The sequence below is a fragment of the Janthinobacterium sp. FT14W genome (genome assembly GCF_009208755.1).
Taxonomy (GTDB): Bacteria; Pseudomonadota; Gammaproteobacteria; order Burkholderiales; family Burkholderiaceae_D; genus Janthinobacterium; species Janthinobacterium violaceinigrum.
Window position 1 is genome coordinate 105,335 of the sequence record NZ_WFLL01000006.1, and the last position, 26,216, is coordinate 131,550.

Genomic DNA, 26,216 nt, shown 5'->3' on the forward strand with positions numbered 1-26,216 from the left:
CAGTAAAAAGCAGGCCGTCAGGTTGGAAATGGCCAATTCCGGTACAATCCGTACCCTATGAGCTCCCCTACCAATTTATTTGCGACCGTTCCCAAGCGGTCTGCCCGCGCTGCCGTGGCGCCTTTCCTGCCGATGTCGCGTGCCGAGATGGATGCGCTGGGCTGGGACCAGTGCGACGTCATCCTCGTCACGGGCGACGCCTACATCGACCATCCGAGTTTCGGCATGGCCCTCGTTGGCCGCCTGCTCGAAGCGCAGGGTTACCGCGTCGGCATCATCAGCCAGCCGGACTGGCTGTCGGCCGACGCGTTCCGCATCCTCGGCAAGCCGCGCCTGTACTACGGCGTGACCGCCGGCAACATGGATTCCATGGTCAACCAGTACACGGCCGACCGCAAGATCCGCTCCGACGACGCCTACACGGCCAACGCGGAACCGAATAAACGCCCGGACCGCGCCGTCACCGTGTACGCGCAGCGCGCGCGCGAAGCGTATCCCGACGTGCCCATCGTCATCGGCAGCATCGAAGCCTCGCTGCGCCGCATCGCCCATTACGATTACTGGTCGGACAAGGTCCGCCGTTCCGTCTTGCCCGATTCCAAGGCTGACTTGCTGATCTTCGGCAATGCCGAGCGGGCGCTGGTGGACCTGACGCACCGCCTCGCTGCCGGCGAATCCATCAAGGATATCCGCGACCTGCGCGGCACGGCTTTCATGGTGCCGTCCGGCTGGCTGCCCGGCGACGACTGGGGCGTGCACAATTCCACCCGCGTCGACGTGCCCGGCAAGATCGATCCGCACTACAGCCCGTACGAGATGGTGCAGGAAGACAAGACCGCCTGCGCGACCGAGAATGCGTCGAAATCGGCCGAAGTGATCAAGCCCATCCGCATCATGAGCCGCGAAGAGCGCCTGGCCATGGCCAAGGAAAAGCACGACAAGACGGTGGTGCGCCTGCCTGCGTACGACGTCGTCAAGGATGACCCCGTCATGTATGCGCACGCGTCGCGCGTGTTCCACCTGGAATCGAATCCCGGCAATGCGCGCGCCATGGTGCAGGCGCACGGCGAGCGCGACGTGTGGCTCAACCCGCCGCCGCTGCCGCTGGCCATGGACGAGATGGACGGCGTGTACGACATGAATTACGCGCGCGCCCCGCACCCCAGCTATGGCAAGGCGCATATCCCTGCGTGGGAAATGATCCGCTTTTCCGTCAACATCATGCGCGGCTGCTTCGGCGGCTGCACCTTCTGCTCGATCACGGAGCATGAAGGCCGCATCATCCAGAGCCGTTCGGAACCGTCGATCCTGCGCGAAATCGAGCATATCCGCGATAAAACCAAAGGCTTTACGGGCACCATTTCCGATATGGGTGGTCCGACGGCGAATATGTACCGCCTGGCCTGCAAGGAAAAAGAGATCGAAGTCTCGTGCCGCCGGCTGTCCTGCGTGTACCCGTCCATCTGCGTCAACCTGGGCACGGACCACAGCAAGCTCATTTCCCTGTACCGCAAGGCGCGCGCCATTCCCGGCATCAAGAAAGTCTTGATCAGCTCGGGCTTGCGCTACGACCTGGCCGTGCGTTCGCCCGAGTACGTGAAGGAACTGGTCACGCACCACGTGGGCGGCTTGCTGAAGATTGCTCCCGAGCACACGGAAGAGGGCACCCTGTCGAAGATGATGAAGCCCGGCATCGGCGCGTATGACGAATTCAAGGAAATGTTCGACCGTTTCTCGCTGGAAGCGGGCAAGAAGCAGTATTTGATTCCGTACTTCATCGCCGCGCACCCGGGTACGACGGACCTGGACATGCTGAACCTGGCCCTGTGGCTGAAGAAAAACAATTTCAAGCTGGACCAGGTGCAAACCTTCATGCCCACGCCGATGGCCATGGCCACGACCATGTACCACACGCGCAAGAATCCCTTGCGCAAGGTGACGGCGGACTCCGAAGTGGTGGAAACGGCGCGCAGCGGCAAGATCCGCCGCACGCACAAGGCCTTCCTGCGCTACCAGGACCCGGCCAACTGGCCGATCCTGCGCGAAGCGCTGGTCAACATGGGCCGTGGCGACTTGATCGGCAACGGCGACAAGCATCTGATTCCTGCCTGGACATCGTCGGAGTCGGGCGGCCTGGCCGCTGGCGAACGCAGCCGCCAGACGCATGGCGCCGGCACGCCGGACAAGTTCAAGGTGGCGCCAGGCAAGAGCCGCATCGCCCTCGGTGGCACGGCCGCTGCGCCCAAGGCCACGGCCGTCGAGTCGAAGGTGCGTCCTTCGATCCTGTCGACCATCAAGACCAAGGCCAAGCCCGCCGCCGCGCCCGTGGGTCGGGGCGGCAAGCCGCCGGCCAAGGGCGGCACGCCGGCACGCAGCGGCCGCAGGTAAGCCTGCTGCATCCAGAACCCGGCCTGCGCGCCGGGTTTTTTTATGGCCGCCAGCATTCTCCAGGCTAGCGTATTTATCTTGACATCAAGATAGTTTGCGCCCACACTCGGTTTTTATCTTGATGTCGAGATAGTTTATGCCCACCTCTGCTGTTCGCCCCGCCTGGAGCGATATCGTGCTCACGGCGCTGGGGCCCCTGATCTGGGGTTCCACGTATATCGTCACGTCCGAACTGCTGCCGCCGCACCGGCCCTTCACGGCGGCCCTGATCCGCGTGCTGCCGGCCGGTCTGCTGTTGCTGCTGCTGATGCGGCGCCTGCCCGCGCGGCGCGACTGGGGCCGCGTGCTGATCCTGTCCGCCTTGAATATCGGCGTCTTCCAGGCCCTGCTGTTCGTGGCCGCCTACCGCTTGCCGGGCGGTTTGGCGGCCGTGGTGGGGGCCATCCAGCCGCTGCTGGTGATGGGCCTGGCCTGGGGCGTAGAAGGGCGCCGCCCGGCCCGCCTGGCCCTGGGCGCCAGCGTGCTGGGCGTGGCCGGCATGGGCGTGTTGCTGCTGTCGCCGCGCACCGTGTGGGAACCCATCGGCATTGCCGCCGCGCTGGGCGGCACGGCCTGCATGGCGGCCGGCACCTATCTGACGCGGCGCTGGAAGCCGGATTTGCCCGTGCTGGCACTGACGGGCTGGCAATTGCTGCTGGGCGGCCTGATGCTGGCGCCCGTCGCCTGGCTGGCCGACGCACCCTTGCCCGCCTTGTCCTGGCAGCAAGTCCTTGCCTATGCCTACCTGTGCCTGGCCGGCGCCCTGCTCGCGTATGCGCTGTGGTTCCGCGGCATCGCCAGGCTCTCGCCCGTGGCCGTCTCTTCGCTGGGACTGCTCAGTCCCCTGATGGCCGTCGTGCTGGGCTGGGCCTTGCTGGGCCAGGCCATGACGGGCTGGTCGATGCTGGGCTTGCTGCTGGTGCTGGCCAGCGTGCTGGCGGTGCAGTGGGCGAGTGCCCGTCCCGCAACAAAATCCTGACTTCTGCGCATTTCTCTCAGGCAGGCCGATCGCATCGGCCTGCCTGCTTCCCCCTGGGCGTCCCTTTTTTGCTGCACCGCACATACAGTTTTGCTTGCACTGGTATGGGGCATTGAGGCACTATTCGCTTCGCGCAAACGTTTGCGCGCAATGAATTTCCTAAAAAGCATGCTGTACACGTGCTTGACCAACAACTCTGGAGACGCTCATGACATCCCGTATTCGCCTGAAAATGATTGCCGCCGCTGTCCTGGTGTGTGCCTTGCCTGCCGTGCCGGCCATGGCGCAGACGCCTGCAAAGCCGAAAGTGGCGCTGGTGATGAAGTCGCTCGCCAACGAATTTTTCCTGACCATGGAAAACGGCGCCAAGGCGCATCAGAAGGCCAATGCCGCCAAGTACGACTTGCTGTCGAACGGCATCAAGGATGAAACGGATACGTCGAGCCAGATCAAGCTGGTCGAGCAGATGATCGTCTCGCGCGTCAATGCGCTGGTAATCGCCCCGGCCGACTCGAAGGCGCTGGTGCCGGTGCTGAAGAAAGCCATCGACGCAGGCATCATCGTCGTCAATATCGACAACAAGCTCGACGCGGGCGCCCTGAAAGAGAAGGGCATCACCGTGCCGTTCGTGGGGCCGGACAACCGCAAGGGCGCCAAGGTGGTCGGCGACTTCCTGGCCCAGCAGATCAAGAAGGGCGACCCCGTCGGCATCATCGAAGGCGTGTCCACCACCTACAACGCGCAGAAGCGCACCCTGGGTTTCCAGGACGCCATGACGGCAGCCGGTGCGAAAGTCGTCAGCGTGCAGTCGGGCCAGTGGGAAATCGCCCCTGCCAACACGGTGGCGGCCGCTATGTTGAACGCCAACCCGAACATCAAGGCTTTGCTGTGCGGTAACGACAACATGGCCATCGGCGCCGTTTCCGCCATCAAGGCGGCCGGCAAGACGGGCAAGGTGCTGGTCGTCGGCTACGACAACATCAACGCCATCAAGCCGATGCTGGCCGATGGCCGCGTGCTGGCCACCGCCGACCAGTTCGGCTCGCAGCAAGCCGTGTTCGGCATCGACACCGTGCTGAAAGCCTTGGCGCAGAAGAAGAAACAGGCCGATCTGGGTGGCGTCATCGAAACCAAGGTCGAACTGGTCGCCAAGGGCGCCAAGTCCTGATCGTTTGATCCCGCCGGGGCCGGCGCCTGCTTGCTCACCGAGCAGGCGGTGCCGGCCCCGCCGCCACTACCGCGGAGTTTTATCATGCCTACCGACATCCCCCCGGCGCCCTCAGCCGCCCTTCCTCTATTGACCCTGGATAACATCGGCAAGTCCTATGTCGGCCCCGTGCTGGGCGGCGTGGGCTTGCGCTTTGCCCCTGGCCAGGTGCTGGCGCTGACGGGAGAGAACGGCGCGGGCAAGAGCACCCTGTCGAAGATCATCTGCGGCCTGGAGCAAGCCACCACGGGCACGATGCTGCTCGACGGCAAGCCTTACCAGCCCGCCTCGCGCGGCGCCGCCGAGGCGCTGGGCATCCGCATGGTGATGCAGGAACTCAACCTGATTCCCACCCTGTCGATTGCGGAAAACCTGTACCTCAAGAATTTGCCGCAGCGCTTCGGCTTCATCGACCGTGCGCGCCTCGAACGCGACGCGCGCGAGCAGATGGAGAAAGTGGGCCTGGGCGGCCTGGACCCGTGGACTTTAGTCGGCGAACTGGGCATCGGCCACCAGCAGATGATCGAGATCGCGCGCAACCTGATCGGCGCCTGCCGCCTGCTGGTGCTCGACGAGCCGACTGCCATGCTGACGCACCGCGAAGTGGAATTGCTGTTCCTGCAGATCGAGCGCCTGAAGGCCGAAGGCGTGTGCATCATCTATATTTCCCACCGCCTGGAAGAACTCAAGCGCGTGGCCGACCGCATCGCCGTGCTGCGCGACGGCCAGCTGGTGTGCGACGACGACATCGCGGGCCACTCCGCCGCCGACCTGGTCAGCCTGATGGTGGGCCGCTCGGCCGACGATGCCGTCGACCTGAGCGGCCGCAGCATCGGCGCGCCGCTGCTGCGCGTGCGGGGCCTGGCGCGCGGCAAGGTCGTCAACCCTACCTCGTTCGACTTGCGCGCCGGTGAAATCCTCGGTATCGCCGGCCTGATCGGCTCGGGCCGCACGGAATTGCTGCGCCTGATCTTTGGCGCCGACCGCGCCGATGCGGGCGAGGTGTTCCTCGGCGACAGCGCCACGCCTGCTGCCTTGCACTCGCCGCAGGCGGCCGTAAAAGCCGGCATCGCCATGATCACGGAAGACCGCAAGGGACAAGGCTTGCTGCTGCGTCAGTCCATCGCCGTCAACACGACCCTGGCCTCGCTCGATTCCGTCAGCGGCGCCGGCTGGCTCAACGACGCGGCCGAAGCGACGGTGGCCGACGACTACATCCAGCGCCTGGGCATCCGCTCGCGCAACAGCGGGCAAACGGTGGCGGAATTGTCCGGCGGCAACCAGCAAAAAGTGGTGATCGCCCGCTGGCTGTACCGCGACTGCCCCGTCATGCTGTTCGACGAACCCACGCGCGGCATCGATATCGGCGCCAAGTTTGATATTTATCAGGTGCTGGCGGAACAGGCGCGCCAGGGCAAGGGCCTCGTCATCGTCTCAAGCGACTTGCGCGAGCTGATGCTGATCTGCGACCGCATCGCCGTCATGAGCGCGGGCAGCATCGTCGACACCTTCGAGCGTGGCGCCTGGAGCCAGGACGCGCTGCTGTCGGCCGCCTTCTCCGGCTATTTGACCCCCACTTCCACCCCAGCTGCGGCCTGATCCGCCGGAAAGATTCCCATGACCACCAACTCCTCTCCTTCGTATCTGCAGCGCAGCCTGGCCGACCTGAAAAACTACGGCGGCCTGATCGGCGCCCTGCTGGCCATGTGCGTGCTGTTCTCGTTTGCCAGCGAAAACTTCTTTACCCTGGCCACCCTGAGCACCCTGTCGAACAACATCCCCACGCTGGTGGTGATGGCCGTCGGCATGACGTTCGTGCTGATCATCGGCGGCATCGATCTGTCCGTCGGTTCCGTGATGGCGCTGGCCGCTTCCGTGCTGTCCCTGGCCGTCGTGCACTGGGGCTGGCCCGTGTGGAGCGCGGCCCTGCTGGGCATGTTCGTCGCGGCCCTGTGCGGCGCCACCACGGGCCTCATTTCCGTCGGCTGGCGCATCCCCTCGTTCATTGTGTCCTTGGGCGTGCTGGAAATGGCGCGGGGCCTGGCGTATCAAGTGACCAATTCGCGCACGGAATACATCGGCAGCGCCGTTGACGGCATCAGCTCGCCGATCGCGTTCGGCCTGTCGCCTGCCTTCATCGCCTCGATCGCCATCGTCGTCATCGGCCACCTGGTGCTCACGCGCACAGTGCTGGGACGCCACTGGATCGGTATCGGCACGAATGAAGAAGCCGTGCGTTTGTCCGGCATCAACACGAAGCCGTCGAAAGTGCTGGTGTTTGCCTTGATGGGCTTTCTCGCCGGCGTGGGCGCCCTGTTCCAGGTGTCGCGCCTGGAAGCGGCCGACCCGAACGGCGGCGTGGGCATGGAATTGCAAGTGATCGCCGCCGTGGTGATCGGCGGCACCAGCCTGATGGGTGGTCGCGGTTCCGTCATCAGCACGTTTATCGGCGTATTGATCATTTCCGTGCTGGAAGCGGGCCTGGCGCAAGTGGGCGTGTCCGAACCCGTGAAACGCATCGTCACGGGCCTGGTGATCGTCGCTGCCGTGGTGCTCGACACCTATCGCCGCCGCGGCGAACGCGCGTAAGCGCCACATCGCCCATGGCAACCATCAAGCAAGTGGCGCAGGCGGCGGGGGTGTCGTTCACCACCGTGTCGCACGTCCTCAACAATACCCGCCCCGTCAGCGATGAGGCGCGCCGCGCCGTGCTGGCGGCGGCGGAGCAATTGCATTACGTGCCCAGCGCGCTGGCGCGTTCCTTGCGCAGCCGCAGCACGGGCACCATCGGCCTGATCATTCCGAATAATACGAATCCATATTTCTCGGAAGTGGCGCGCGGCATCGAGGACAGCTGCTACGCGGCTGGCTACAGCGTCATTTTGTGCAATTCCGATGACGATCCCGTCAAGCAGCGCGACTACCTGAACGTGCTGCTGACCAAGCGCTGCGACGGCCTGATCCTGTCCGCGCTGGCCGACAGCGATGGCGAATTGCTGCGCAAGATGAAGGTGCCGGCCGTGCTGCTGGACCGCGCGCCCAGCGACCTGTCCATCGATGCCGTGGCCGTCGACAACCGGGCCGGCGGCGTGCTGGCCGCGCGCCACCTGCTGGGGCTGGGACGCCGGCGCCTGGCCTGCATTGCCGGTCCCCGCGAAGTGAGCATTTCCAACGACCGCATCGCCGGCGCGCGCAGCGCCATGGCGGACGCGGGCGTGGCCCTGGCCGATGCGCTGTGCCGCCATAGCGATTTTACGAGTGCGGGCGGCTATGCGGCCGCGCTGGATCTGCTGGCGCTGCCGCCGGGCCAGCGTCCCGACGCCTTGTTCTGCTGCAATGACTTGATGGCGTTTGGCGCCCTGCGCGCCGCCGCCGAACGGGGCATCGCCGTGCCCGGCGAACTGGCCGTCGTGGGTTTCGACGATATCGACCTGGCCAGCTTCGTGCACCCGGCCCTGAGCAGCGTGGCGCAAAATACGCGCGAGCTGGGCCGCATCACGGCCGCCTGCCTGCTGGCACGCATCGCCGACCCTGCCTTGCCGCGCCAGCAGCGCAGCATCGCGCCCGCTCTGCACGTGCGCGGCTCCAGCGTGGCCGCCACAGTAACTTCTTCCGCACCTACTTCTTCACCTGCAACTGAACTGATGGGAATGACATCATGATCGTGGTTATCGGCAGCATCAATATGGACTTGGTCTTGCGCGTGCCGCGCATGCCCCTCCCCGGCGAAACCCTGACGGGCGGCGCTTTTAGAACCATTCCTGGTGGCAAGGGCGCCAACCAGGCCGTCGCGTGCGCGCGCATGAGCGGCAAGGTGGCGGGCGCCCAGCAAGTGGCCATGGTCGGCTGCGTGGGCGACGACGCGTTCGGCGCGACGTTGCGCGCGGCGCTGGTGGGCGACGGCATCATCGACAGCCACGTCACCACCTTGCCCGGCGTCGCGTCCGGCATCGCCTCCATTCTCGTCGACGACAATGGCCAGAACAGCATCGTCATCGCGGGCGGCGCCAACGATCTGTTGAGCCCCGCGCACATTGATGCGGCGCAAGGTTTGATCGAACAGGCCGATATCGTCGTGCTGCAGCTGGAAACGCCGATGGACACCGTCGTGCACGCCATCAAGCTGGCCCGTTCGCTGGGCAAGACCGTGGTGCTGAACCCGGCCCCGGCCGCCAGCCTGCCGGACGGCGTGCTGGAACTGGTCGACTACCTGATTCCGAATGAAATCGAAGCGGCCATGCTGGCCGGCGTCAGCCCGGAAGGCGCGGATGCCAAGGCGCTGGCCGCCGCGCTGCAAAAGCTGGGCAGCGACAACGTCATCATCACCCTGGGTTCCAAGGGCGTGCACGCGGCCCTGTATGGCGGCGATTACGACTTCCCGGCCGAAGTGGTGCAAGCCGTCGACACGACGGCCGCCGGCGACACCTTCATCGGCGGTTTCGTGGCGGGTCTCGCGTCCGGCATGGACGAGGCTGAAGCCATCCAGCAAGGCCAGCGCGCGGCTGCCTGGAGCGTCACCAAGCCTGGCGCGCAAACCTCGATTCCCCACTTGCACGAGCTGTTCTAAGACCATGAAAAAGACTCCGCTGCTCAATATCGCACTGTCGCAACTGATCGCCTCGCTGGGCCATGGCGACATGCTCGTCATCGGCGACGCGGGCTTGCCTTCGCAGCCAGGCGTGCCCCTGATCGACCTGGCCCTGACGCGCGGCATTCCCGGCTTCATCGATACCGTGAACACGGTGTTGAGCGAAATGCAGGTGGAATACCATCTGCTCGCCAGCGAATTGCCGCAGCACAATCCGGCCATGGCAGCGCAGGTGGCGGCCCTGGCTTTGCCCGATGCGCGCCAGGTCACGCACGAGGAGTTCAAGCAACTGTCCAGGGGCGCGCGCGCCATCGTGCGCACGGGTGAATGCAGTCCGTATGCCAACATCATTCTGGTGGCCGGCGTCGTGTTCTAACGCAAACAAAGCTCAGACTGTTTGCCAAAAACATCAAGATTGTTGTCCTCACTGAAATAGTTATCCTTCGGCAAAAGGGGCGGCTACAATAGCCTTATTCCTGCCAACTCGGCAGGTCCCTGTGGTGTCTTGCCATGCCGATGGAAGCATCTTGCGCTGTCCGCTGCCCCTTGTTGCCGAGCACAGGCAGGCGCGTGTTCGGCTGGCTGGCGCTGCTTGCCCTGCTGTATTGCTGCGCCACGCCAGCCCGGGCGCTGGAACCCGTCTCCCTGCAACTCAATTTCACGCACCAGTTCCAGTTTGCCGGCTATTACGCGGCCATCGAGCAGGGCTATTACCGCGAGGCAGGGCTGGAAGTCAGGCTGCTCGAAGGCGGCGGCGGGCCGCTGGCCGAGGCGGCCGTGCTGGGCGGCCAGGCCGAATATGGCGTGGGCAACAGCACCTTGCTGCTCAGCCGCCTGGCGGGCAAGCCCGTGGTGGTGCTGGCCGTGGTGTTCCAGCATTCGCCCAGCGTGCTGCTGATGCGTCAGCAAGGCGGCGCACCCGACGTGCGCAAGCTGGCGGGGGCGCCCGTGATGATAGGCGCGCCCGGCAATGTAACGGCCGCCTCCGACGAAGTGTCGCTGTTCCTGCAAAAAATGGGCGTCGCGCCGCGGCAGATGCGCCACTTGCCGCCCAGCTACCGGGTCGAGGATTTGATCGAGGGCAAGGTCGATGCCATCGCCGCGTATTCCACCAACGAACCGGACTACCTGGACCGGGCCGGCTTTCCCTATTACCAGTTTACGCCGCGCACGGCCGGCATCGATTTTTACGGCGACAACCTGTTTACCAGCGAGCAGGAATTGCGCCGCCATCCCGAGCGCGTGAAAGCGTTCCGCGCGGCCAGCCTGCGCGGCTGGCAATACGCGATGGCGCACCGCGAGGAAATGGCGCAACTGATCCATGCCAAATACAGCCAGCGCCACGACCGCGCGCATCTGCTGTACGAGGCGCAGCAGATGGAATTGCTGCTGCAGCCCGTGCTGGTGGAGCCGGGCTATATGAATCCCCAGCGCTGGCAGCACATCGCCGATACCTATGCGGCCATGGGCGTGCTGCCGCGCAATGCCACGGACAGCCACGCCTACAAGGGTTTCCTGTACCGCCCCGTGCCAGGCGCCGACCTGGGCTGGCTGTACCTGTCGCTGGGCGTGGCGGGCAGCCTGCTGGCCGTGTCGGCCGCCTTTCACTTCAACAACCTGGCGCGCGAGCGCCGCCGCACGGAGGACACCATCCGCCAGGGGGAATTGCGCTTTCGCACCATGTTCGAGGAAGCGCCCATGGGCATTGCCCTGATCGATACCGTGAGCGGGCAGTTTCTTGACATCAATCCGCGCTATCTGGCCATCGCGGGGCGCACGCTGGAGCACATGAAGCAAACGAGCTGGATGGAGATCAGCCATCCCGACGACGTGGCCGGCGAGCAGGTGCACGTGGCGCAGCTGCTGGAGCGGCGCATGCAGGGCTTCCGCCACGCCAAGCGCATCGTGCGGCCCGATGGCGGCGTGGTGTGGGTCGATGCCTCGGTGACGGCCATCGCCACGGCGCGCCACGGCGGGCCGCACCACCTGTGCATGCTGGAAGACGTGACGGACAAGCGGCAAACGGAAGCGCTGATCTGGCAGCAAGCCAATTTCGATACCTTGACGCAATTGCCGAACCGGCGCATGTTCCACGAGCGGCTGCGCCAGGCGCTGGCCCAGGGGCGGCGCGATACGAGCCGCGTGGCCATCCTGTTCATCGACCTCGACCATTTCAAGGAAGTCAACGACACCCTGGGCCACCACCAGGGCGATATCCTGCTGATCGAAGCGGCGCGGCGCATCCGCGTGGGCGTGCGCGAGACGGATACGGTGGCGCGCCTGGGCGGCGACGAATTCACGGTGATCCTGTCCGATCTCGATGACCTGCAGCAAGTCGACCGCATCGCGCGGCAGATACTCGACGGCTTGCTGGCGCCGTTCCTGCTGGGGCAGGAGCAGGCGTTCGTGTCGGCGTCGATCGGCATCACCCTGTATCCGGACGACGCGGACAATATCGAGGACTTGCTCAAGCATGCGGACCAGGCCATGTATGTGTCGAAAGGCGCGGGGCGCAACCGCTACAGCTACTTTACGCCCGCCATGCAGGTGGCGGCCGTCAACCGCATGCGCATGGGCGCGGACTTGCGCACGGCCCTGCGGGAACAGCAGCTGCAGCTGCATTACCAGGCCGTCGTCGAGCTGCATGGCGGCAATATTGTCAAAGCGGAAGCCTTGCTGCGCTGGAACCACCCGCAGCGGGGCCTCGTGTGCCCGCCCGACTTCCTGGCGCTGGCCGAAAGCAGCGGATTGATCGTCGACATCGGCGACTGGGTGCTGCGCACGGCGGCCGCGCAACTGCTGCGCTGGCGCACGCAGGGGCAGGCCATCGGCTTGCCGGGGCTGCAGCTGTGCCTGAACCAGTCGCCGCTGGAGCTGCAGCGCGAAGCCGAGGCGCCCGGCACCTGGCTGCGCCAGCTGATGGCGCTCGATGTACCGTCCTCGGCCATCGTGCTCGACATGCGCGAAGATGCGCTGCTGGGGCCAGGCGCCGGCAGCAGCATGGTGCAGCGGCTGCAGCACTTGCGCGAGGCGGGCATGCAGATCGCCCTCGACGACTTCGGCAGCGGCCATGCCTCGCTCACGCAATTGCAGCAATGCGGCATCGATTACCTGAAGATCGACGGCGTGCTGGTGCGCAAGCTGGCGGCCGGCGCCAGCGAACTGGCGCTGTGCGAAGCCATCGTCACCATGGCCCACAAGCTGGGCTTGCAGGTGATTGCCGAAGGGGTGGAGACGCCGGAGCAGCGTGCGCGGCTGCTGGAGATCGGCTGCGATTTCGCGCAAGGCGATCTGTTTGCGCCGCCGCTGGCCATCGAGGCGTTCGATGCGCTGCTGCGCGCCCAGCGGCCCTTGCGCCCTTGAAACAGGCATGGCCTGCCATCAGATCTGGCGCAAGCCTGCGGGACAGGGCTTCCGGCTTGAACGGGCTTATACTCGACCGGCTGGCGCCTGCGCCCGGCTTTGCTGTCATGGGTCCTGGACCTGGAGCGCAGGCAAATCTTCTTCCATTCACTCAACTCGAGGTGACCTCATGGGCATTTTCAGCAATATCTACAACAAAATCTTCCACCATTCGTCCGATGCCGCCCCGGCAGCCACGCCCGCTGCCGCTACCGACGCGCCAGCGGCCGCCGCACCGGCCGCACCTGCAGCTGCCGTGCCGGTGGTGGACGTGGAAGTGGTGCTGGTCGACCTGGCCAGCAAGAACGCGGAAAAACTCAATTGGCGCACGTCCATCGTCGACCTGATGAAACTGCTTCAACTGGACAGCAGCCTGGCCGCGCGCAAGGAACTGGCGCAAGAGCTGCACTTCACGGGCGACACCAACGATTCGGCCAGCATGAATATCTGGCTGCACCGCCAGGTGATGATCAAGCTGGCGGAAAACGGCGGCAAGGTCCCGGAAGAACTCAAAAATTAAACACCTGGCGGCGGCAGGGGTATCCACTGCTGCCGCTATCCAATCCCGCGGGAACTGCCTATGATGGAGTTCCCATGGTGTCATGATAGTTAAAACTAATTGAAACTATTGTGACAATCAATTTTGCATATGGAATAAAACCCCTTACACTAGAGTCTTACTGATTCACCACACGAGAGGAAATGACTATGTCGCTCATCAATACCCAAGTTAAACCATTCAAGGCAACCGCATACCACAATGGCAAATTCGTCGATCTGACGGAAGCGTCGCTGAAAGGCAAGTGGTCGGTATTCGTGTTCTACCCAGCCGACTTCACCTTCGTTTGCCCAACCGAACTGGAAGACCTGGCCGATCACCACGCCGAATTCCAGAAGCTGGGCGTCGATGTCTACGGCATCTCGACCGATACCCACTTCGCGCACAAAGCCTGGCACGACACCTCGGACGCCATCAAGAAAGTGCAATACGCACTGATCGGCGACCCGACCGGCGCCCTGTCGCGCAACTTCGAAGTCATGATCGAAGAAGAAGGCCTGGCACTGCGCGGTACCTTCGTCATCAATCCTGACGGCTTCATCAAAGTGCTGGAAGTGCATGACAACGGGATCGGCCGTGACGCTGCAGAACTGCTGCGCAAAGTCAAAGCCGCCCAGTACGTGGCGAACCACCCAGGCGAAGTGTGCCCAGCCAAATGGACGGAAGGCGCAGCGACCCTGACCCCATCGCTGGATCTGGTCGGCAAGATCTAAGGTGTGAAGCAGCAAGCAGCAAACAAGTAGTTACCGCGATGCCGGCCCGGGTGTCCGGCCCGGCATTCGCCTAAATATTTGTAGAAAAGGAAAAAATCATGTTAGACGCCACCCTCAAAACCCAACTGAAATCCTACCTGGAAAAAGTGGTGTATCCGCTTGAGCTGGTCGCTTCTCTCGATGACAGCGCAAAAGCCCGCGAGATGAAGGAATTGCTCCAGGAGATAGTCCTGTTGAGCGACAAGATCACGCTGGTCGAGCGCATTGAAGCTGGCGTACGGACCCCGTCGTTCAGCATCAACCGTGCAGGCTCCGACATCGGCGTGCGTTTTGCCGGTGTGCCGCTGGGCCATGAATTTACCTCGCTGGTGCTGGCGCTGCTGCAAGTGGGCGGCCACACCATCAAGTTCGACGATGCCGTGATCGAGCAGATCCGCAACCTCGACGGCGATTACGAATTTGAAACGTTTATTTCGCTCTCCTGCCATAACTGCCCGGAAGTGGTGCAGGCATTGAATGCCATGGCCGTGATCAACCCGCGCATCAAGGTCACCACCATCGATGGCGGCGTCTTCCCGCAAGAAGTGGAAGCGCGCCAGATCATGGCCGTGCCGATGATGTTCCTGAACGGTGAACACTTCGGCCAGGGCCGCACGAATGTCGAGGAAATCCTCGCCAAGCTCGATACCGACGCCGGCGCCCGCCAAGCCGAAGCGCTGAACAAGAAAGACGTGTTTGACGTGCTGATCGTCGGCGGCGGCCCTGCCGGCGCGGCAGCGGCCATCTACGCGGCCCGCAAAGGCATCAGGACGGGCGTGCTGGCCGAGCGTTTCGGCGGCCAGGTGCTCGATACCCTGGCGATTGAGAACTTTATCTCGGTCAAGGAAACGGATGGTCCGAAGTTCGCCGTGGCGCTGGAGCAGCACGTCAAGGAATACGAAGTCGACATCATGAACACCCAGCGCGCCGCGAAACTGACGCCGGGCAAACTGGTGGAGATCGAAACGGCGAATGGCGCCGTCCTGAAAGCCAAGACCGTCATCCTGGCCACCGGTGCCCGCTGGCGCGAAATCAACGTGCCGGGCGAGAAGGAATACCGCAACCACGGTGTCGCCTACTGCCCGCACTGCGATGGCCCGCTGTTCAAGGGCAAGCGCGTGGCCGTGATCGGCGGCGGCAACTCGGGCGTGGAAGCGGCGATCGACCTGGCCGGTCTCGTGAAACACGTGACCTTGATCGAGTTCGGCGCGGAATTGCGCGCCGATGCGGTGCTGCAACGCAAGCTGCACAGCCTGCCTAACGTGAGCGTGATCACGTCGGCGCAAACGACGGAAATCCACGGCGACGGCAAGATCGTCAATGGCCTCAGCTACACGGACCGCGTCAGCGGCGAGTCGAAAAAGGTCGAGCTGGAAGGCGTCTTCGTGCAGATCGGCCTGGTGCCGAACACGGAATGGCTGAAGGGCACGCTGGCCCTGTCGCGCCACGGCGAAATCGAAGTGGACGCCCGCGGCCAGACCTCGATTCCCGGCGTGTTTGCGGCCGGCGACGTCACCACGGTGCCGTACAAGCAGATCATCATCGCCACGGGCGAAGGTGCGAAGGCAGCCCTGTCCGCCTTTGACCACCTGATCCGCTCGGACGACGAGGAAGTGGTCGATGAAGCGGCAGCGAAAGAAGCATTGACGGCGTAACTGTCTACGCTGAAAAAAACCGGAACGGCCGCGAGGCCCTTCCGGTTTTTTTATGCGCAGAGGAAACTTAGCTGCCCGCGTACAGCGGGTTGCCGGCCACATACACTTGAATCCCGTCGACGGCCATGTCCTTCGGCGCGATCTCGCTCAGGGCAAAGACGGTCTTGTTGTGGAAGGTTTGCACGTGCCACGTAAAACGCTGGCCCGCGCGCGTGATGGTGACGGTTTCGCCGCGCGTGACGTTGATGTGGCGCGTGCCGGGCTGCAGGTCGATGCTGCGCTGGGCGGCGCCATGGTGGGCCGGGGTGCCATAGTCGGCGGCCGTGCCCGTGGGGCCGGCCGCGATGGCGGACGTCGCGAGGATGGCGCACAGGATGGCCAGGGCGCTGCGGTGGGTATTGAACATGCGGATCTCCAAGAATAGGCTGGGCGCGGTGAGTAAGCGCGCCGTTTTATCGTAGTGGCTGCACCGGGATCGCCGGTTTTGCAACACGGCATCCTAAGCGTTTCATGTCTGATCTGCAAAGTCCCATTTCACAGCTGCACCGTCGCCGCCAGCGGCACGTCCGGCGCCAGGTGGCTGGTCAGCACGATGCACTGGCGCGCCAGCCGGGCCGGTTCGGCCAGGCGCGCGCGCAGGTGGGCCATGGCAGCCGCATCGAGGCCATTGAACGGTTCATCGATCAGCAGCAGGCGCACGGGCAAGGCGAGGGCCAGCGCCAGTTGCAGCTTTTTATGCTGGCCCAGGGACAGGGCGGTGATGCTTTGCTGCAAGGTCGACGTCATGGCAAACGCGCCCAGTTCTGCATTCAGCAGGGCCTGGTCGGTGCCCGGATACAGGGCCAGGTGCAGGTCGAGAAATTCGTGCACCTGCAGCCAGGGCAGGGCGGGCGCGTCGCCGCCGCAATAGAAGGCGCGCGCGCGGTAGGCCAGCGGCATGCTACCGCTGTCGATGTCGTCCAGGCGGATGGCTCCGCGCGCGGGCAACAGGGCGCCGCCCGCCAGCTTCAGCAGGGTGGTCTTGCCGGCCCCGTTGGCGCCGCGCAGCCAGGTGATGCCGGGACCGAAGCGCTGGTTGAAGCGCTGGAACACGCTGTGCGTGGCAAAGTGGAAATCGAGCTGCTCGACGTGCAGCATGGGAGTAGGGGCAGTCAATTCCATAATTCGCTTCCGATGGCGCTCAAGGCTAGGATGGAGAAAACGACGAGGGCGACGCGGCCCCGCGCCGTCAGGCGGGGCAAGCCGACGATGGCCAGCAGGGCCGCGCTGGCGGTGACGGCGTAGACGCTGGTCACGCGCCGCTGCAGGGCGGCAGGATCGATGCAGTACAGCAAGACGCCAGCACCGAGCAGCACGGCAACGGCGGGCAGCAGGCTGGCGGCGCAGGCCAGGCGCGTCAAGGCCGTGCTGGCCAAGGGCCAGGCGTTCAGCGATGGAGATAGCAAGCCGATCTGTTCACGCACGGCCTTGTCGCCCCGGTCCGTCACAATGACGAGGCTGGCGCTGGCCAGCAAGCCGAGCAAGGGGGCGGGCACGAGGGGCGCGCGCAGCAGCCAGGCCAGCATGCTGGCGCCAGCGCCGGCCAGCAAGATGCTTTGCTGCCGGCCGACCACGTTCTCGTTGCGCCAGAACGGCAGCCAGAACAGCTGGCGCCACAGGAATGCAGTGCGCCAGCGGGGCAGCCGCGGCATGTAGACGGTCATCGTGGGCGGGCGGGCCCTTGATGCGGGACGCGGCATGCGCAGGCGCTGCGCCACGATGAGCGTCGTCAGCAGCCAGGCCAGCAGCCAGGCGGCGACGGTGGCGGCCATGCCGGGCGCGGCGATGGGGCGCAGCCAGGGCGGCGACTGCAGCAGCCAGATAGCGGCCGAGACGGCATAGGCGAGGCCCAGCGGCAGCATCAGCAGGCCGGCCACGGCGATATCGGCTTGCCAGCGCAAGCGGCGTGGCAAGGGCAACTGGCGCAGCCAGGCGGCAATGCTGGCCGGCAGCAGCCGCTTGCGCAGCAGCCAGGCGGGCAGGCAGGTCAGCAGGGCTTGCGCGCTGACGATAGCCAGGGCGGCGGGCCAGGGCAGGCTCATGGCGAGAAAGCCGGGCAGGGCGATGACGCTGAGTAAGCCCAGCAGGACGGGACCTGCCAGGAATACGAGGATTTCCATGGAACTGGCGAGGCTGGCGGCAAATTGCAGCAAAGCATGATGGGCCAGGCGCAAGCGCAGGGCGAGGTAGGGGGAAAGACTGCGGGACAGGCGCATCAGGCAGGAGCGGCAGAGTCGGCAAGAGCGCTGATTCTAACAGCCGGGGTCAGCCCCCCGGAGAAGTTAGCGTTGAGCTTGACGTTGGCGGTATTGAGGGTCTGCCCCCAAAATGGGAAAAGCCCTTTGGTTCAGAGAACCAAAGGGCTTTTCTTTTATTGGCGGAGCGGACGGGACTCGAACCCGCGACCCCCGACGTGACAGGCCGGTATTCTAACCAACTGAACTACCACTCCAAGCTCGTATGATCTGTGTTGCTGATCCATGAAGCACTGGATAATTTTCTGTTTGGTGGTGGGTGCTGAGAGGCTCGAACTCCCGACCTACGCCTTGTAAGGGCGCCGCTCTACCAACTGAGCTAAGCACCCGCATACCCAGAAAACTATCCCGACGTTTGTCACCACGTCTGGAAGAGGCACTATTATAGGGGGCGCCTTCCCCCTTGTGCAACTATTCTTGGGGGCTAAAAGCAGTTTTTTTTGCTGAAAAGCGCAAAAATGTTCAAGTGGGGGGGGAGGATGATGCCTTTTCCGGCGCATTTGTGGTCCCGGAATGGGAAAAGCCCTTCGGTTCAGAGAACCAAAGGGCTTTTCTTTTATTGGCGGAGCGGACGGGACTCGAACCCGCGACCCCCGACGTGACAGGCCGGTATTCTAACCAACTGAACTACCACTCCAAGCTCGTATGATCTGTATTGCTGATCCATGAAGCACTGGACAGTTTTCTGATTTGGTGGGTGCTGAGAGGCTCGAACTCCCGACCTACGCCTTGTAAGGGCGCCGCTCTACCAACTGAGCTAAGCACCCATTGCTTGTCTCAGAAAACCATCCCGACGTTTGTCACCACGTCTGGAAGAGGCGCTATTATAGGACGACGGAAATCCTTGTGCAAGCGCTTTTTTCACATTATTCAGTGATATTCCATTGCGACAGCATCCACGCCATATTGAACGCATTCTCGGCGATGGCGTTATAGCGGCCCGAAGCGCCGCCGTGGCCGGCGCCCATATTCGTTTTCAGCAGCAAGGGATTGCCATCCGTTTTATACGCGCGCAGCTTGGCCACATACTTGGCCGGTTCCCAGTACATGACCTGGCTGTCGTTGAGGCCCGTCGTCACCAGCATGGCTGGATAATTCTTGCGCGCAATGTTGTCGTAGGGCGAGTAGCTGAGCATGTAGTCGTAGGCCGCCTTCTGGTTCGGGTCGCCCCATTCCAGGTACTCGCCCGTCGTCAGGGGCAGGCTGGCGTCCATCATGGTGTTCATCACGTCGACAAACGGCACGGCCGCGTGCACGGCGTGGAACAGCTCGGGGCGCATGTTGACGACGGCACCCATCAGCAAGCCGCCCGCGCTGCCGCCCTGGATGATGAGGCGGTTCGGGCTCGTCCATTTTTCGCGCACCAGGTAGTCGGCGCTGTCGATGAAGTCATTGAAGGTGTTTTTCTTCTTCATCAGCATGCCGTCCTCATGCCATGCTTCGCCCATGTCCGTGCCGCCGCGGATATGCGCCTGCGCATAGATGACGCCCCGCTCCAGCAGGCTGATGCGGGACAGGCCAAAGCTGGCTTCCGTCGAGATGCCATACGAACCGTAGGAATACAGCAGCAGCGGCGCTGAACCGTCGAGCTTGACGCCCTTCTTGTAGACGATCCACAGCGGCACTTGCACGCCGTCGCGCGCCGTCACCCACAGGCGCTGCGTCGCGTAGCGGCTGCCGTCGTAGCCGCCCACGATTTCCTGCTGCTTCAGCACCGTGCGCTTGCCGTCCTGCATGCTGACGTCGATGACGGCGGGCGGCGTGACGGGCGACTGGTAAGACATGCGAAATTGCGTGGCGGAAAATTCCGGCGTGCCGGCCGCCGTGGCCAAGTAGACGGCATCGTCGAACTGCACGGTTTTCCAGTTTTTATGGGCGAAATCGTAGATGCGCGCGCGGTTCAGGGCGCGCGTCTTTTCCATCACCACCAGGTAGCCCTGGAAGGCGTCGATGGACTGGATCACGGCATCCTTGTTGTGCGGCACGAAGGGCTTCCAGTTCTTCGGCTGCGCAGCGTTCAATGGCGCGCTGACGATGCGGAAGTTTTTCGCATCCTTGTTGGTCCGAATGTACAGCTGGCCGTCGCGGTGCTCCACGTCGTAGCGGTGGCCTTTCTCGCGCTTCAGCACGGATTGGAAGCTGCCTTCCGGCTTGTTCGTTGGCAACAGCAGCACTTCGCTGGTATCGGTGCTGCGCGACGTGAGCACAAAGTAGCGATGGTCGCGCGTGCGGCTCACGCCGATGGCGAACTGTTCCACCGGCTCGTGGTAGACCTGTTGCGCCGTGCCGCCCAAGGGCAGGCGGAACAGGCGGTCCGCGCGCTTGGTGGTGGCGTCTTCCTGCGTCAGCATCAGGGTGGCATTGTCCGCCGCCCAGGCCAGCGAGGTGACTCTCGGCATGCTGTCGGTCAGCAATTTACCCGTCTTCAAATCCTTGACGTGCAGCTCGTACTGGCGAAAGCCCGTCGTGTCGGTGGTGTAGGCCAGCAACTGCGCGTTCGGGCTGATGGCAAACGCGCGCACGGCAAAGAATTTCTGGCCTTCGGCCAGCTGGTTCTGGTCCAGCAGGATTTCCTCGGCCGCCTGCGCATCGTAGGCGCCGCCGGCGCCGACGGGGCGGCGGCAGTGGACAGGATACTGCTTGCCCGCTTCCGTGCGCGTGTAATAGTAGAAATTGCCCTGGCGCGCAGGCACGGACAGGTCCACTTCCTGCATGCGGCCCTTGATTTCCGCATACACCTTGTCGGCCAGCGGCTGGATCGGGGCCGTGACGGCGGCCGTATAGGCGTTTTCCGCATTCAGGTAATCGATCACGGCGGGATCGGTCTTCTTTTGCAGCCAGCGGTAGTCGTCCGTGACGACGGTGCCGTGGCGCGTTTCCTGCCAGGCTGTCTTGGCGGCCACCGGTGCGGTGGCGAGGGGAGCGTCGGCGGCCAGCGCGGATGGCGCCAGCGTGGACAGCAGCAGGGCCGGCACGATGGATGAGCAGGCGGCCAGGCGGCGCAAGGCATGATGTGCTGTAGACAAGGCAACTCCTTTGAATAGTTGTGTCAGGATTGTAATCTTGCCATTGAGAAAAGCAACCGCTGATCGCCGCCATCGGGCCCGTGCGTTTCAACTTGCATCCCGGCCCATTTCCGGTAATACTGTATGCATGAACAGTATCTTGCCGCAACCGTTTGCCGGCAAGCCGATCCGCCGCGAGGTGTTTTTTGATTCCATCTGCCCCTACACTTGCCGAAGCACCCGCCGTGCGCCGCTGGATCGCCCACCTGGACATGGATGCCTTCTTTGCCTCCGTGGAACTGTTGAAATATCCGGAATTGCGGGGCGAGGCCGTCGTCATCGGCGGCGGGCGCCTGCAGCAGCCCGTGCTGCAAGCCGACGGCACGCGGCAGTTTGCGCGCATGCGCGACTACGTGGGGCGCGGCGTCGTCACCACGTCCACCTATGCGGCGCGCGCGTTCGGCGTGTTTTCCGCCATGGGCATCATGAAGGCGGCCAAGCTGGCGCCCGACAGCATCCTGCTGCCCGCCGATTTCGAGGCGTACCGCGAATATTCCGCCCGCTTCAAGCAAGCCGTGGCGCATCTGTGTCCCATCATCCAGAACGTCGGCATCGATGAAATCTATATCGACCTGACGGAGCACGGCGAGCAGGCGCCGGCCATGGCGGCGCGCCTGAAGGCGGCCGTATTCGAGGCGACGGGTCTGTCGTGCTCGATTGGCCTGGCGCCCAACAAATTGCTGGCGAAAATATGTTCCGACCTGGAAAAACCCGACGGCTTGACTATCTTGCAGCCCGAGGATATCGCAACGCGCGTGTGGCCCTTGCCGGCGAAAAAGATCAACGGCATCGGGCCGAAAGCCACGGCCAAGCTGGAAGCGCTGGGTGTCAATACCATCGGCCAGCTGGCGCAGGCCGACATGGCCATGCTGCGCACGCAGTTTGGCGACCTGTACACGGGCTGGCTGCGCCAGGCGGCGCTGGGCATCGACGAGCGGCCCGTGCAGACGAGCCGGGAAACCAAGTCCGTCAGCCGCGAAACGACGTTCGAGCGCGACTTGCAGGTGGTGCGCGACCGCGCCACCCTGTCGGAAAAGCTGGAAAGCCTGTGCACGCGCGTGGCGGGCGACCTGGATAAACAGTCGCTGGCGGGGCGCACGGTGGGCGTCAAGCTGCGCTTCGAGGATTTCAGCACCGTCACGCGCGACATTACCTTGCCCAGCGCCACGGCGGACGCGGCCGCCATCCTGCGCGCCAGCCGCGATTGCCTGCGGCGCGTGCCATTTGAAAAGAAAATCCGCCTGCTGGGCGTGCGCATCTCGACCTTGTCCGATCCGGCCGTCGTGACGCGGCAGGTGCCGGCTCAGGCGGAGCTGTTTCCCGCCCTGTAGCGGCATTCCCCACGCATCAACAACACCGCGCCAGTCCGCGCTTTTGACGGCATTCCCGTGTCGAAAGTGTAGAATGGCGTTCCCCTGGCACTACTGAAACAAACGGAAGACAAAAACTATGTGGTTCAAGAATCTTCAGATTTACCGCCTGCCCGCACCATGGGCTTATACGCCAGAACAACTGGAAGAGGCCTTGTCCTCGAACAAATTTACGCCGGCGACCAGCATGGATCTGATGCGCCAGGGCTGGGATACGCCACGCCCGAACGGCGGCCTGGTCCACGTGGTCAACAAGCAGATGCTGATCTTGCTGGGCACGGAAAAGAAATTGCTGCCAGCGACCGTCATCAACCAGGTGGCCAAGGCCCGCGCTGCCGAGATGGAAGAAGCGCAAGGCTTTGCGCCTGGCAAGAAAGCCATGAAAGAATTGAAGGAACGCGTGGCCGACGAGCTGCTGCCGCGCGCCTTCAGCATCCGCAGCAACGTCTGGACGTGGATCGACCCCGTCAATGGCTGGCTGGTGGTCGATGCCGCCAGCCCGGCGAAAGCCGATGAAGTCATCAAGCTGCTGTTGAAAGCCGTGGATAAATTGCCGCTGGAAAGCCTGCGCGTGCAGCGCTCGCCCGTGGCGGTGATGACGGAATGGCTGCAGGCCGACGACGCGCCTGCCGGCTTCACGGTGGACATGGACACGGAATTGCGCGCCACGGGCGAAAGCAAGGCCACCGTGCGCTACGTGCGCCACACCCTGGAAGCGGACGACGTGCGCCGCCACATCGCGGCCGGCAAGCAGTGCACGCGCCTGGCCATGACGTGGAACGACAAGATATCCTTCGTGCTGACGGAGTCCCTGGCCATCAAGAGCGTCAAGCCGCTGGACGTGATCAAGGAAACGGAATCGAGCACGAAGAACGACGAAGAACGTTTCGACGGCGACGTGATGCTGATGACGGGCGAGCTGAGCAAGCTGATGGCCGACGTGGTCGAAGCTCTGGGCGGCGAAGCGACGGTGTAAGCACGTCATGCGGTAACAAGAAAAGGAGCTGAGGCTCCTTTTTTTTCGCCTGCATAATGCGAGGAAGAGCGATGCGAGGAAGATAAAAAAGCGCCTTGCACGGTGAAGTGCAAGGCGCTTTTCAGACAAGCTAATTTAGGACGTCAAATTAGAACTTGTAGTTGCCGGTGATGTAGAACGAACGCATCATTGGATCGGCGTAGCGTGGGTCGAAACCGATCTGGTGGCCCGACGAAGAGCGCAGCGACAGCGGTGGTGCACGGTCGAACAGGTTTTTGATACCTGCGCGGATCGTGGTTTGCTTGTCAAAGGCGAAACGTGCTTGCCAGTCGAACGTGGTGTACGACGGTACTTGCAGGCGGAAGTTTTTCTCTTCTTTTTGGGCTGCCACGTCGTACACGGTAGCGGCTGCATCGGTGTAGCCGTTACGGTAGTTGACCGTGACCGTGTTGCTCAGGCGGCCCGTATCCAGGGTCGTCGTCAGCTTCATCAGGTTGCGGAACGTGACTTCGTTGGTGTCGCCGAAGAAGTCCATATTGCTGGTGTACACATTGTCGCTACCAGCTTTGGTGTAGTTGGCGTGCAACATGTGCGTACCGCTCAATTGGGCGGTCAGCTTGCCGAAGTCAAACTTGTGGTTGGCCGACAGATCCCAGTCGATACCACGGTATTCCTTCTTGCCGATGTTGACCGACAATTTCTTGAATGCGTAGTAGGTATTGCCGGTCGACGGTTCGATATATTGCGTGAAGCTCGTTGCGTACTTGACCGGATCGGCAAATGCTTGCTCTTCGGTGATTTCCGATACGGCATTGCGCAGTTTTACGTCCCACAGGTCGGCACCGAACGAGAAGGCCGCGCTAGGCTCGACACGGAAGCCCAGGGTGAACTGTTTCGATTTTTCCGATTGCAGGTCCGGATTGCCTTGCGATACGGCGTTGTATTGCGTCGCTTCTGCGCGGCAGAGTTGCGTACCTGGGTATGGGCAGTCGAATTTCTTGGCAGTAAAGCCGGCGTTGACCAGTGGCTGGGCAATGTCCAGCATGCTTGGCGCCTTGAAGCCCGTACCGTACGAACCGCGGATCAGCACGGTTTGTACTGGCTGCCAGCGTGCCGATACCTTGTAGGTATTGGCGCTGTCTTTCTTGCCGACCGTTTTGTTGGTCAGCTTGTCATCGATCGCCTTGACGGCATCGTAACGGCCGCCAACGGTCATTTCGAACGACTTGGTCAGCGGTGCCAGCAACTCGACGAAGGCGCCGTAGGTATCGCGGCTCAGGTCGTAGGCAGGCGAGGTGTTGAAGTTGTAGATATCCTTCGACGTGCCGTTGCTGTCTGGCGACTGCTCATAGCGGTAGGTGCGGTAGTCACCACCGATACCCAGGCTGGCCTTGCCGCCTGGCAGGTCGAACAGTTCACGCGAACCGTGCGTGTCGACGCCGCGCATCGTGGTCGATGCGGTACGGATCGAACCGACGAATTGCGCGCCAGCGATTTGCGACTGGATGGCAGGCGATTGCTTGCTCGCAAACGGGTTGAATTCCGGATTGGCGATCATATCCTTGAACGCCTGGTTTTTCGCGTAGCCGCCCGTGTAGCGCTCGTCGATCGCGTTTTGCGACCAGGTCAGGCCGCTTTCGAAGTTCCATGCGCCCAGTTCGCCTTCCACACCAACGACCATGTGTTTGGTTTCGGTGATGGTGTTGCTGGCGCGCAGGCCGAAGTCCGTCGTACGGTAGTTGGCGGTGACCGATTTGACATCGGCGCGTTGCGCTGGCGTCAGGTATGGCGACACATAGGTGTTGTACAGCGCGCTGTCCTTGGCGATCGAAATCGGGATCGGATTGGCGGCGATACGCGCGGTCAGGTCGAAGCGCGAGTAGGCGACTTCAGCGAACGCGTTCAGGTTGTCGTTCAGCTTATACGTGCCTTTGGTGAACAGGCTGTCGCGTTTCGATTGCGGTACGATTTCCACGGTGGAGCCGGTGTCGAAACCGCAAGCGCGTGCATTGCTGGTCGTTTTGTAGGAGTTTTCTGGGCATCCGCTGTTCATCAACAGGTAAGGCGTGAATGCGGTCGACTTGCTATCCGGGTTGTTATAGGCAACGGTGGCGCCAGCTGGTGCAGCCGAGGTGCTGGTGCGGTCCCAGATGTAATCCTTGCCGTTGCGGCTGAATGGCAGGAATGATCTTTTGGCGAACGTACGGTCGCTTGCCTTCAGTTTCGACTGCTCGTCGTGGCGGTACGAAATCAGCACGTTGAAACGGTCTTCTTCCAGGTCGCCGAAACCATAGGTGACGCTGGTATTCCAGGCGTTGCCGCCCTTGTCTTCCGGACCGCCATAGGTGGCTTCCAGGGTGGCGCCTTGCTGGTTTTTCTTCAGGATGAAGTTGACTACGCCGGCGATGGCGTCCGAGCCGTACAGTGCCGAAGCGCCGTCGGTCAGGATCTCGACGCGCTCAACGGCGCTCATCGGGATGGCATTCAGGTTGACCGTGGTGCCGGAACCTTGTGGCGCGATACGGCGGCCGTTCAACAGCACCAGGGTGTAGGTTTCGCCGATACCGTGCAGCGATGCGCTGGTATTGCCGCCCGAATTCGAACCAGCGGCGACGGCGCCGATGGTGAAGCCTTGCATGGCAGGCAGGGCCTGGATCAGGTCGGCTACCGAAGTGGCGCCCGATTTGGCGATCGCTTCTTGCGACAGGCGCTGCACAGGCAAGGCGCCTTCGACGGCGATACGCTTGATACTCGAACCGGTAATTTCAACTTTTTGAATTGCTTCGTCCGCCATGGATTGGCCAGAGAACAAGACGCTACCTGCCAGTACGGTCAGGGCCAGGCGTACGCTGCGTACGCCGATTTTTTCTTTAAATGCCATTGTAACAATTACTCCGTAGTAGTTTTAATAACGACAAGCGGTACACGAGCACGTATCTGGC

19 protein-coding genes and 4 tRNA genes are annotated in these 26,216 nt (G+C 63.1%); 14 read left to right on the forward strand and 9 right to left on the reverse strand.

Annotated elements, in window-relative coordinates; genetic code table 11:
• Nucleotides 1-132: 132 nt before the first annotated feature.
• The 12 genes from GCN74_RS06585 to ahpF all read left to right on the forward strand — a co-directional run bounded on the left by GCN74_RS06585 (nt 133) and on the right by ahpF (nt 15,569).
• Nucleotides 133-2,388 (forward strand): YgiQ family radical SAM protein, encoded by a 2,256-nt coding sequence (locus GCN74_RS06585; protein WP_226938915.1) that lies wholly within the window; start codon nt 133-135, stop codon nt 2,386-2,388.
• 136 nt (nt 2,389-2,524) lie between these two features.
• Nucleotides 2,525-3,406 (forward strand): EamA family transporter, encoded by an 882-nt coding sequence (locus GCN74_RS06590; protein WP_152255910.1) that lies wholly within the window; start codon nt 2,525-2,527, stop codon nt 3,404-3,406.
• Nucleotides 3,407-3,614: 208 nt separating this feature from the next.
• Nucleotides 3,615-4,574 carry a sugar ABC transporter substrate-binding protein gene (locus tag GCN74_RS06595; protein ID WP_152255911.1) on the forward strand — a complete coding sequence of 320 codons (960 nt, stop codon included), beginning with the start codon at nt 3,615-3,617 and terminating at the stop codon, nt 4,572-4,574.
• 84 nt (nt 4,575-4,658) lie between these two features.
• Nucleotides 4,659-6,212 (forward strand): sugar ABC transporter ATP-binding protein, encoded by a 1,554-nt coding sequence (locus GCN74_RS06600; protein WP_152255912.1) that lies wholly within the window; start codon nt 4,659-4,661, stop codon nt 6,210-6,212.
• Nucleotides 6,213-6,230: 18 nt separating this feature from the next.
• Nucleotides 6,231-7,202, forward strand: coding sequence for an ABC transporter permease (locus GCN74_RS06605; RefSeq protein ID WP_152255913.1), 972 nt, complete (start codon nt 6,231-6,233; stop codon nt 7,200-7,202).
• 14 nt (nt 7,203-7,216) lie between these two features.
• Nucleotides 7,217-8,275 (forward strand): LacI family DNA-binding transcriptional regulator, encoded by a 1,059-nt coding sequence (locus tag GCN74_RS06610; RefSeq protein ID WP_152255914.1) that lies wholly within the window; start codon nt 7,217-7,219, stop codon nt 8,273-8,275.
• Nucleotides 8,272-9,180 (forward strand): ribokinase, encoded by a 909-nt coding sequence (gene rbsK / locus GCN74_RS06615; protein ID WP_152255915.1) that lies wholly within the window; start codon nt 8,272-8,274, stop codon nt 9,178-9,180. The genes GCN74_RS06610 and rbsK overlap by 4 nt, the downstream gene beginning before the upstream one ends.
• A gap of 4 nt (nt 9,181-9,184) precedes the next feature.
• Nucleotides 9,185-9,577 carry a D-ribose pyranase gene (gene rbsD, locus GCN74_RS06620; RefSeq protein ID WP_152255916.1) on the forward strand — a complete coding sequence of 131 codons (393 nt, stop codon included), beginning with the start codon at nt 9,185-9,187 and terminating at the stop codon, nt 9,575-9,577.
• A 194-nt stretch (nt 9,578-9,771) separates the two neighbouring features.
• On the forward strand, nt 9,772-12,564 hold the full coding sequence (locus GCN74_RS06625; protein WP_226938907.1) for an EAL domain-containing protein: 2,793 nt from the start codon (nt 9,772-9,774) through the stop codon (nt 12,562-12,564).
• A 169-nt stretch (nt 12,565-12,733) separates the two neighbouring features.
• Nucleotides 12,734-13,123, forward strand: a complete 390-nt coding sequence (locus GCN74_RS06630; protein ID WP_152255918.1) for a DUF3597 domain-containing protein — start codon at nt 12,734-12,736, stop codon at nt 13,121-13,123.
• Nucleotides 13,124-13,311: 188 nt separating this feature from the next.
• Nucleotides 13,312-13,875, forward strand: a complete 564-nt coding sequence (ahpC, locus tag GCN74_RS06635) for an alkyl hydroperoxide reductase subunit C (RefSeq protein WP_077398190.1) — start codon at nt 13,312-13,314, stop codon at nt 13,873-13,875.
• 98 nt (nt 13,876-13,973) lie between these two features.
• Nucleotides 13,974-15,569 (forward strand): alkyl hydroperoxide reductase subunit F, encoded by a 1,596-nt coding sequence (gene ahpF, locus GCN74_RS06640; protein WP_152255919.1) that lies wholly within the window; start codon nt 13,974-13,976, stop codon nt 15,567-15,569.
• A gap of 67 nt (nt 15,570-15,636) precedes the next feature.
• On the opposite strand, the gene GCN74_RS06645 is transcribed toward ahpF, so the two are convergent.
• The 8 genes from GCN74_RS06645 to GCN74_RS06680 all read right to left on the reverse strand — a co-directional run bounded on the left by GCN74_RS06645 (nt 15,637) and on the right by GCN74_RS06680 (nt 20,889).
• A complete protein-coding gene (locus GCN74_RS06645; RefSeq protein ID WP_152255920.1) occupies nt 15,637-15,975 on the reverse strand; it encodes a CzcE family metal-binding protein in 339 nt (112 codons plus the stop codon).
• A gap of 128 nt (nt 15,976-16,103) precedes the next feature.
• Nucleotides 16,104-16,730, reverse strand: coding sequence for an ATP-binding cassette domain-containing protein (locus tag GCN74_RS06650; protein WP_152255921.1), 627 nt, complete (start codon nt 16,728-16,730; stop codon nt 16,104-16,106).
• The gene (locus GCN74_RS06655) at nt 16,721-17,824 is read right to left on the reverse strand and encodes a hypothetical protein (protein WP_226938908.1); all 1,104 of its coding nucleotides are present in this window, start codon (nt 17,822-17,824) and stop codon (nt 16,721-16,723) included. The genes GCN74_RS06650 and GCN74_RS06655 overlap by 10 nt, the downstream gene beginning before the upstream one ends.
• 159 nt (nt 17,825-17,983) lie before the next feature.
• Nucleotides 17,984-18,060, reverse strand: a tRNA-Asp gene (locus tag GCN74_RS06660).
• 56 nt (nt 18,061-18,116) lie between these two features.
• Nucleotides 18,117-18,192, reverse strand: a tRNA-Val gene (locus GCN74_RS06665).
• Between the two features lie 231 nt (nt 18,193-18,423).
• A tRNA-Asp gene (locus GCN74_RS06670) sits at nt 18,424-18,500 on the reverse strand.
• A 54-nt stretch (nt 18,501-18,554) separates the two neighbouring features.
• Nucleotides 18,555-18,630: transfer RNA gene (locus tag GCN74_RS06675), tRNA-Val, on the reverse strand.
• 99 nt (nt 18,631-18,729) lie between these two features.
• Nucleotides 18,730-20,889, reverse strand: a complete 2,160-nt coding sequence (locus tag GCN74_RS06680; RefSeq protein ID WP_152255922.1) for a S9 family peptidase — start codon at nt 20,887-20,889, stop codon at nt 18,730-18,732.
• A gap of 185 nt (nt 20,890-21,074) precedes the next feature.
• Between GCN74_RS06680 and dinB the strand changes: the two genes are divergently transcribed.
• A complete protein-coding gene (gene dinB, locus GCN74_RS06685; protein ID WP_152255923.1) occupies nt 21,075-22,259 on the forward strand; it encodes a DNA polymerase IV in 1,185 nt (394 codons plus the stop codon).
• A 118-nt stretch (nt 22,260-22,377) separates the two neighbouring features.
• The gene (locus GCN74_RS06690; protein WP_152255924.1) at nt 22,378-23,274 is read left to right on the forward strand and encodes a recombination-associated protein RdgC; all 897 of its coding nucleotides are present in this window, start codon (nt 22,378-22,380) and stop codon (nt 23,272-23,274) included.
• Between the two features lie 148 nt (nt 23,275-23,422).
• Here GCN74_RS06690 and GCN74_RS06695 read toward each other — a convergent pair whose 3' ends face one another.
• The gene (locus tag GCN74_RS06695; protein WP_226938909.1) at nt 23,423-26,068 is read right to left on the reverse strand and encodes a TonB-dependent receptor; all 2,646 of its coding nucleotides are present in this window, start codon (nt 26,066-26,068) and stop codon (nt 23,423-23,425) included.
• Nucleotides 26,069-26,216 lie beyond the last annotated feature (148 nt).

What these genes read in the sequence shown, in the direction of transcription:
- GCN74_RS06590 (WP_152255910.1), top strand. Translation starts at nt 2,525, where the DNA reads ATGCCCACCTCTGCTGTTCGCCCCGCCTGGAGCGATATCGTGCTCACG.
- GCN74_RS06595 (WP_152255911.1), top strand. Translation starts at nt 3,615, where the DNA reads ATGACATCCCGTATTCGCCTGAAAATGATTGCCGCCGCTGTCCTGGTG.
- GCN74_RS06655 (WP_226938908.1), bottom strand. Translation starts at nt 17,824, where the DNA reads ATGCGCCTGTCCCGCAGTCTTTCCCCCTACCTCGCCCTGCGCTTGCGC.
- GCN74_RS06645 (WP_152255920.1), bottom strand. Translation starts at nt 15,975, where the DNA reads ATGTTCAATACCCACCGCAGCGCCCTGGCCATCCTGTGCGCCATCCTC.
- ahpF (WP_152255919.1), top strand. Translation starts at nt 13,974, where the DNA reads ATGTTAGACGCCACCCTCAAAACCCAACTGAAATCCTACCTGGAAAAA.
- GCN74_RS06630 (WP_152255918.1), top strand. Translation starts at nt 12,734, where the DNA reads ATGGGCATTTTCAGCAATATCTACAACAAAATCTTCCACCATTCGTCC.
- GCN74_RS06610 (WP_152255914.1), top strand. Translation starts at nt 7,217, where the DNA reads ATGGCAACCATCAAGCAAGTGGCGCAGGCGGCGGGGGTGTCGTTCACC.
- GCN74_RS06650 (WP_152255921.1), bottom strand. Translation starts at nt 16,730, where the DNA reads ATGGAATTGACTGCCCCTACTCCCATGCTGCACGTCGAGCAGCTCGAT.
- GCN74_RS06585 (WP_226938915.1), top strand. Translation starts at nt 133, where the DNA reads ATGTCGCGTGCCGAGATGGATGCGCTGGGCTGGGACCAGTGCGACGTC.
- rbsK (WP_152255915.1), top strand. Translation starts at nt 8,272, where the DNA reads ATGATCGTGGTTATCGGCAGCATCAATATGGACTTGGTCTTGCGCGTG.
- GCN74_RS06605 (WP_152255913.1), top strand. Translation starts at nt 6,231, where the DNA reads ATGACCACCAACTCCTCTCCTTCGTATCTGCAGCGCAGCCTGGCCGAC.
- GCN74_RS06690 (WP_152255924.1), top strand. Translation starts at nt 22,378, where the DNA reads ATGTGGTTCAAGAATCTTCAGATTTACCGCCTGCCCGCACCATGGGCT.
- GCN74_RS06600 (WP_152255912.1), top strand. Translation starts at nt 4,659, where the DNA reads ATGCCTACCGACATCCCCCCGGCGCCCTCAGCCGCCCTTCCTCTATTG.
- GCN74_RS06695 (WP_226938909.1), bottom strand. Translation starts at nt 26,068, where the DNA reads ATGGCGGACGAAGCAATTCAAAAAGTTGAAATTACCGGTTCGAGTATC.
- rbsD (WP_152255916.1), top strand. Translation starts at nt 9,185, where the DNA reads ATGAAAAAGACTCCGCTGCTCAATATCGCACTGTCGCAACTGATCGCC.
- ahpC (WP_077398190.1), top strand. Translation starts at nt 13,312, where the DNA reads ATGTCGCTCATCAATACCCAAGTTAAACCATTCAAGGCAACCGCATAC.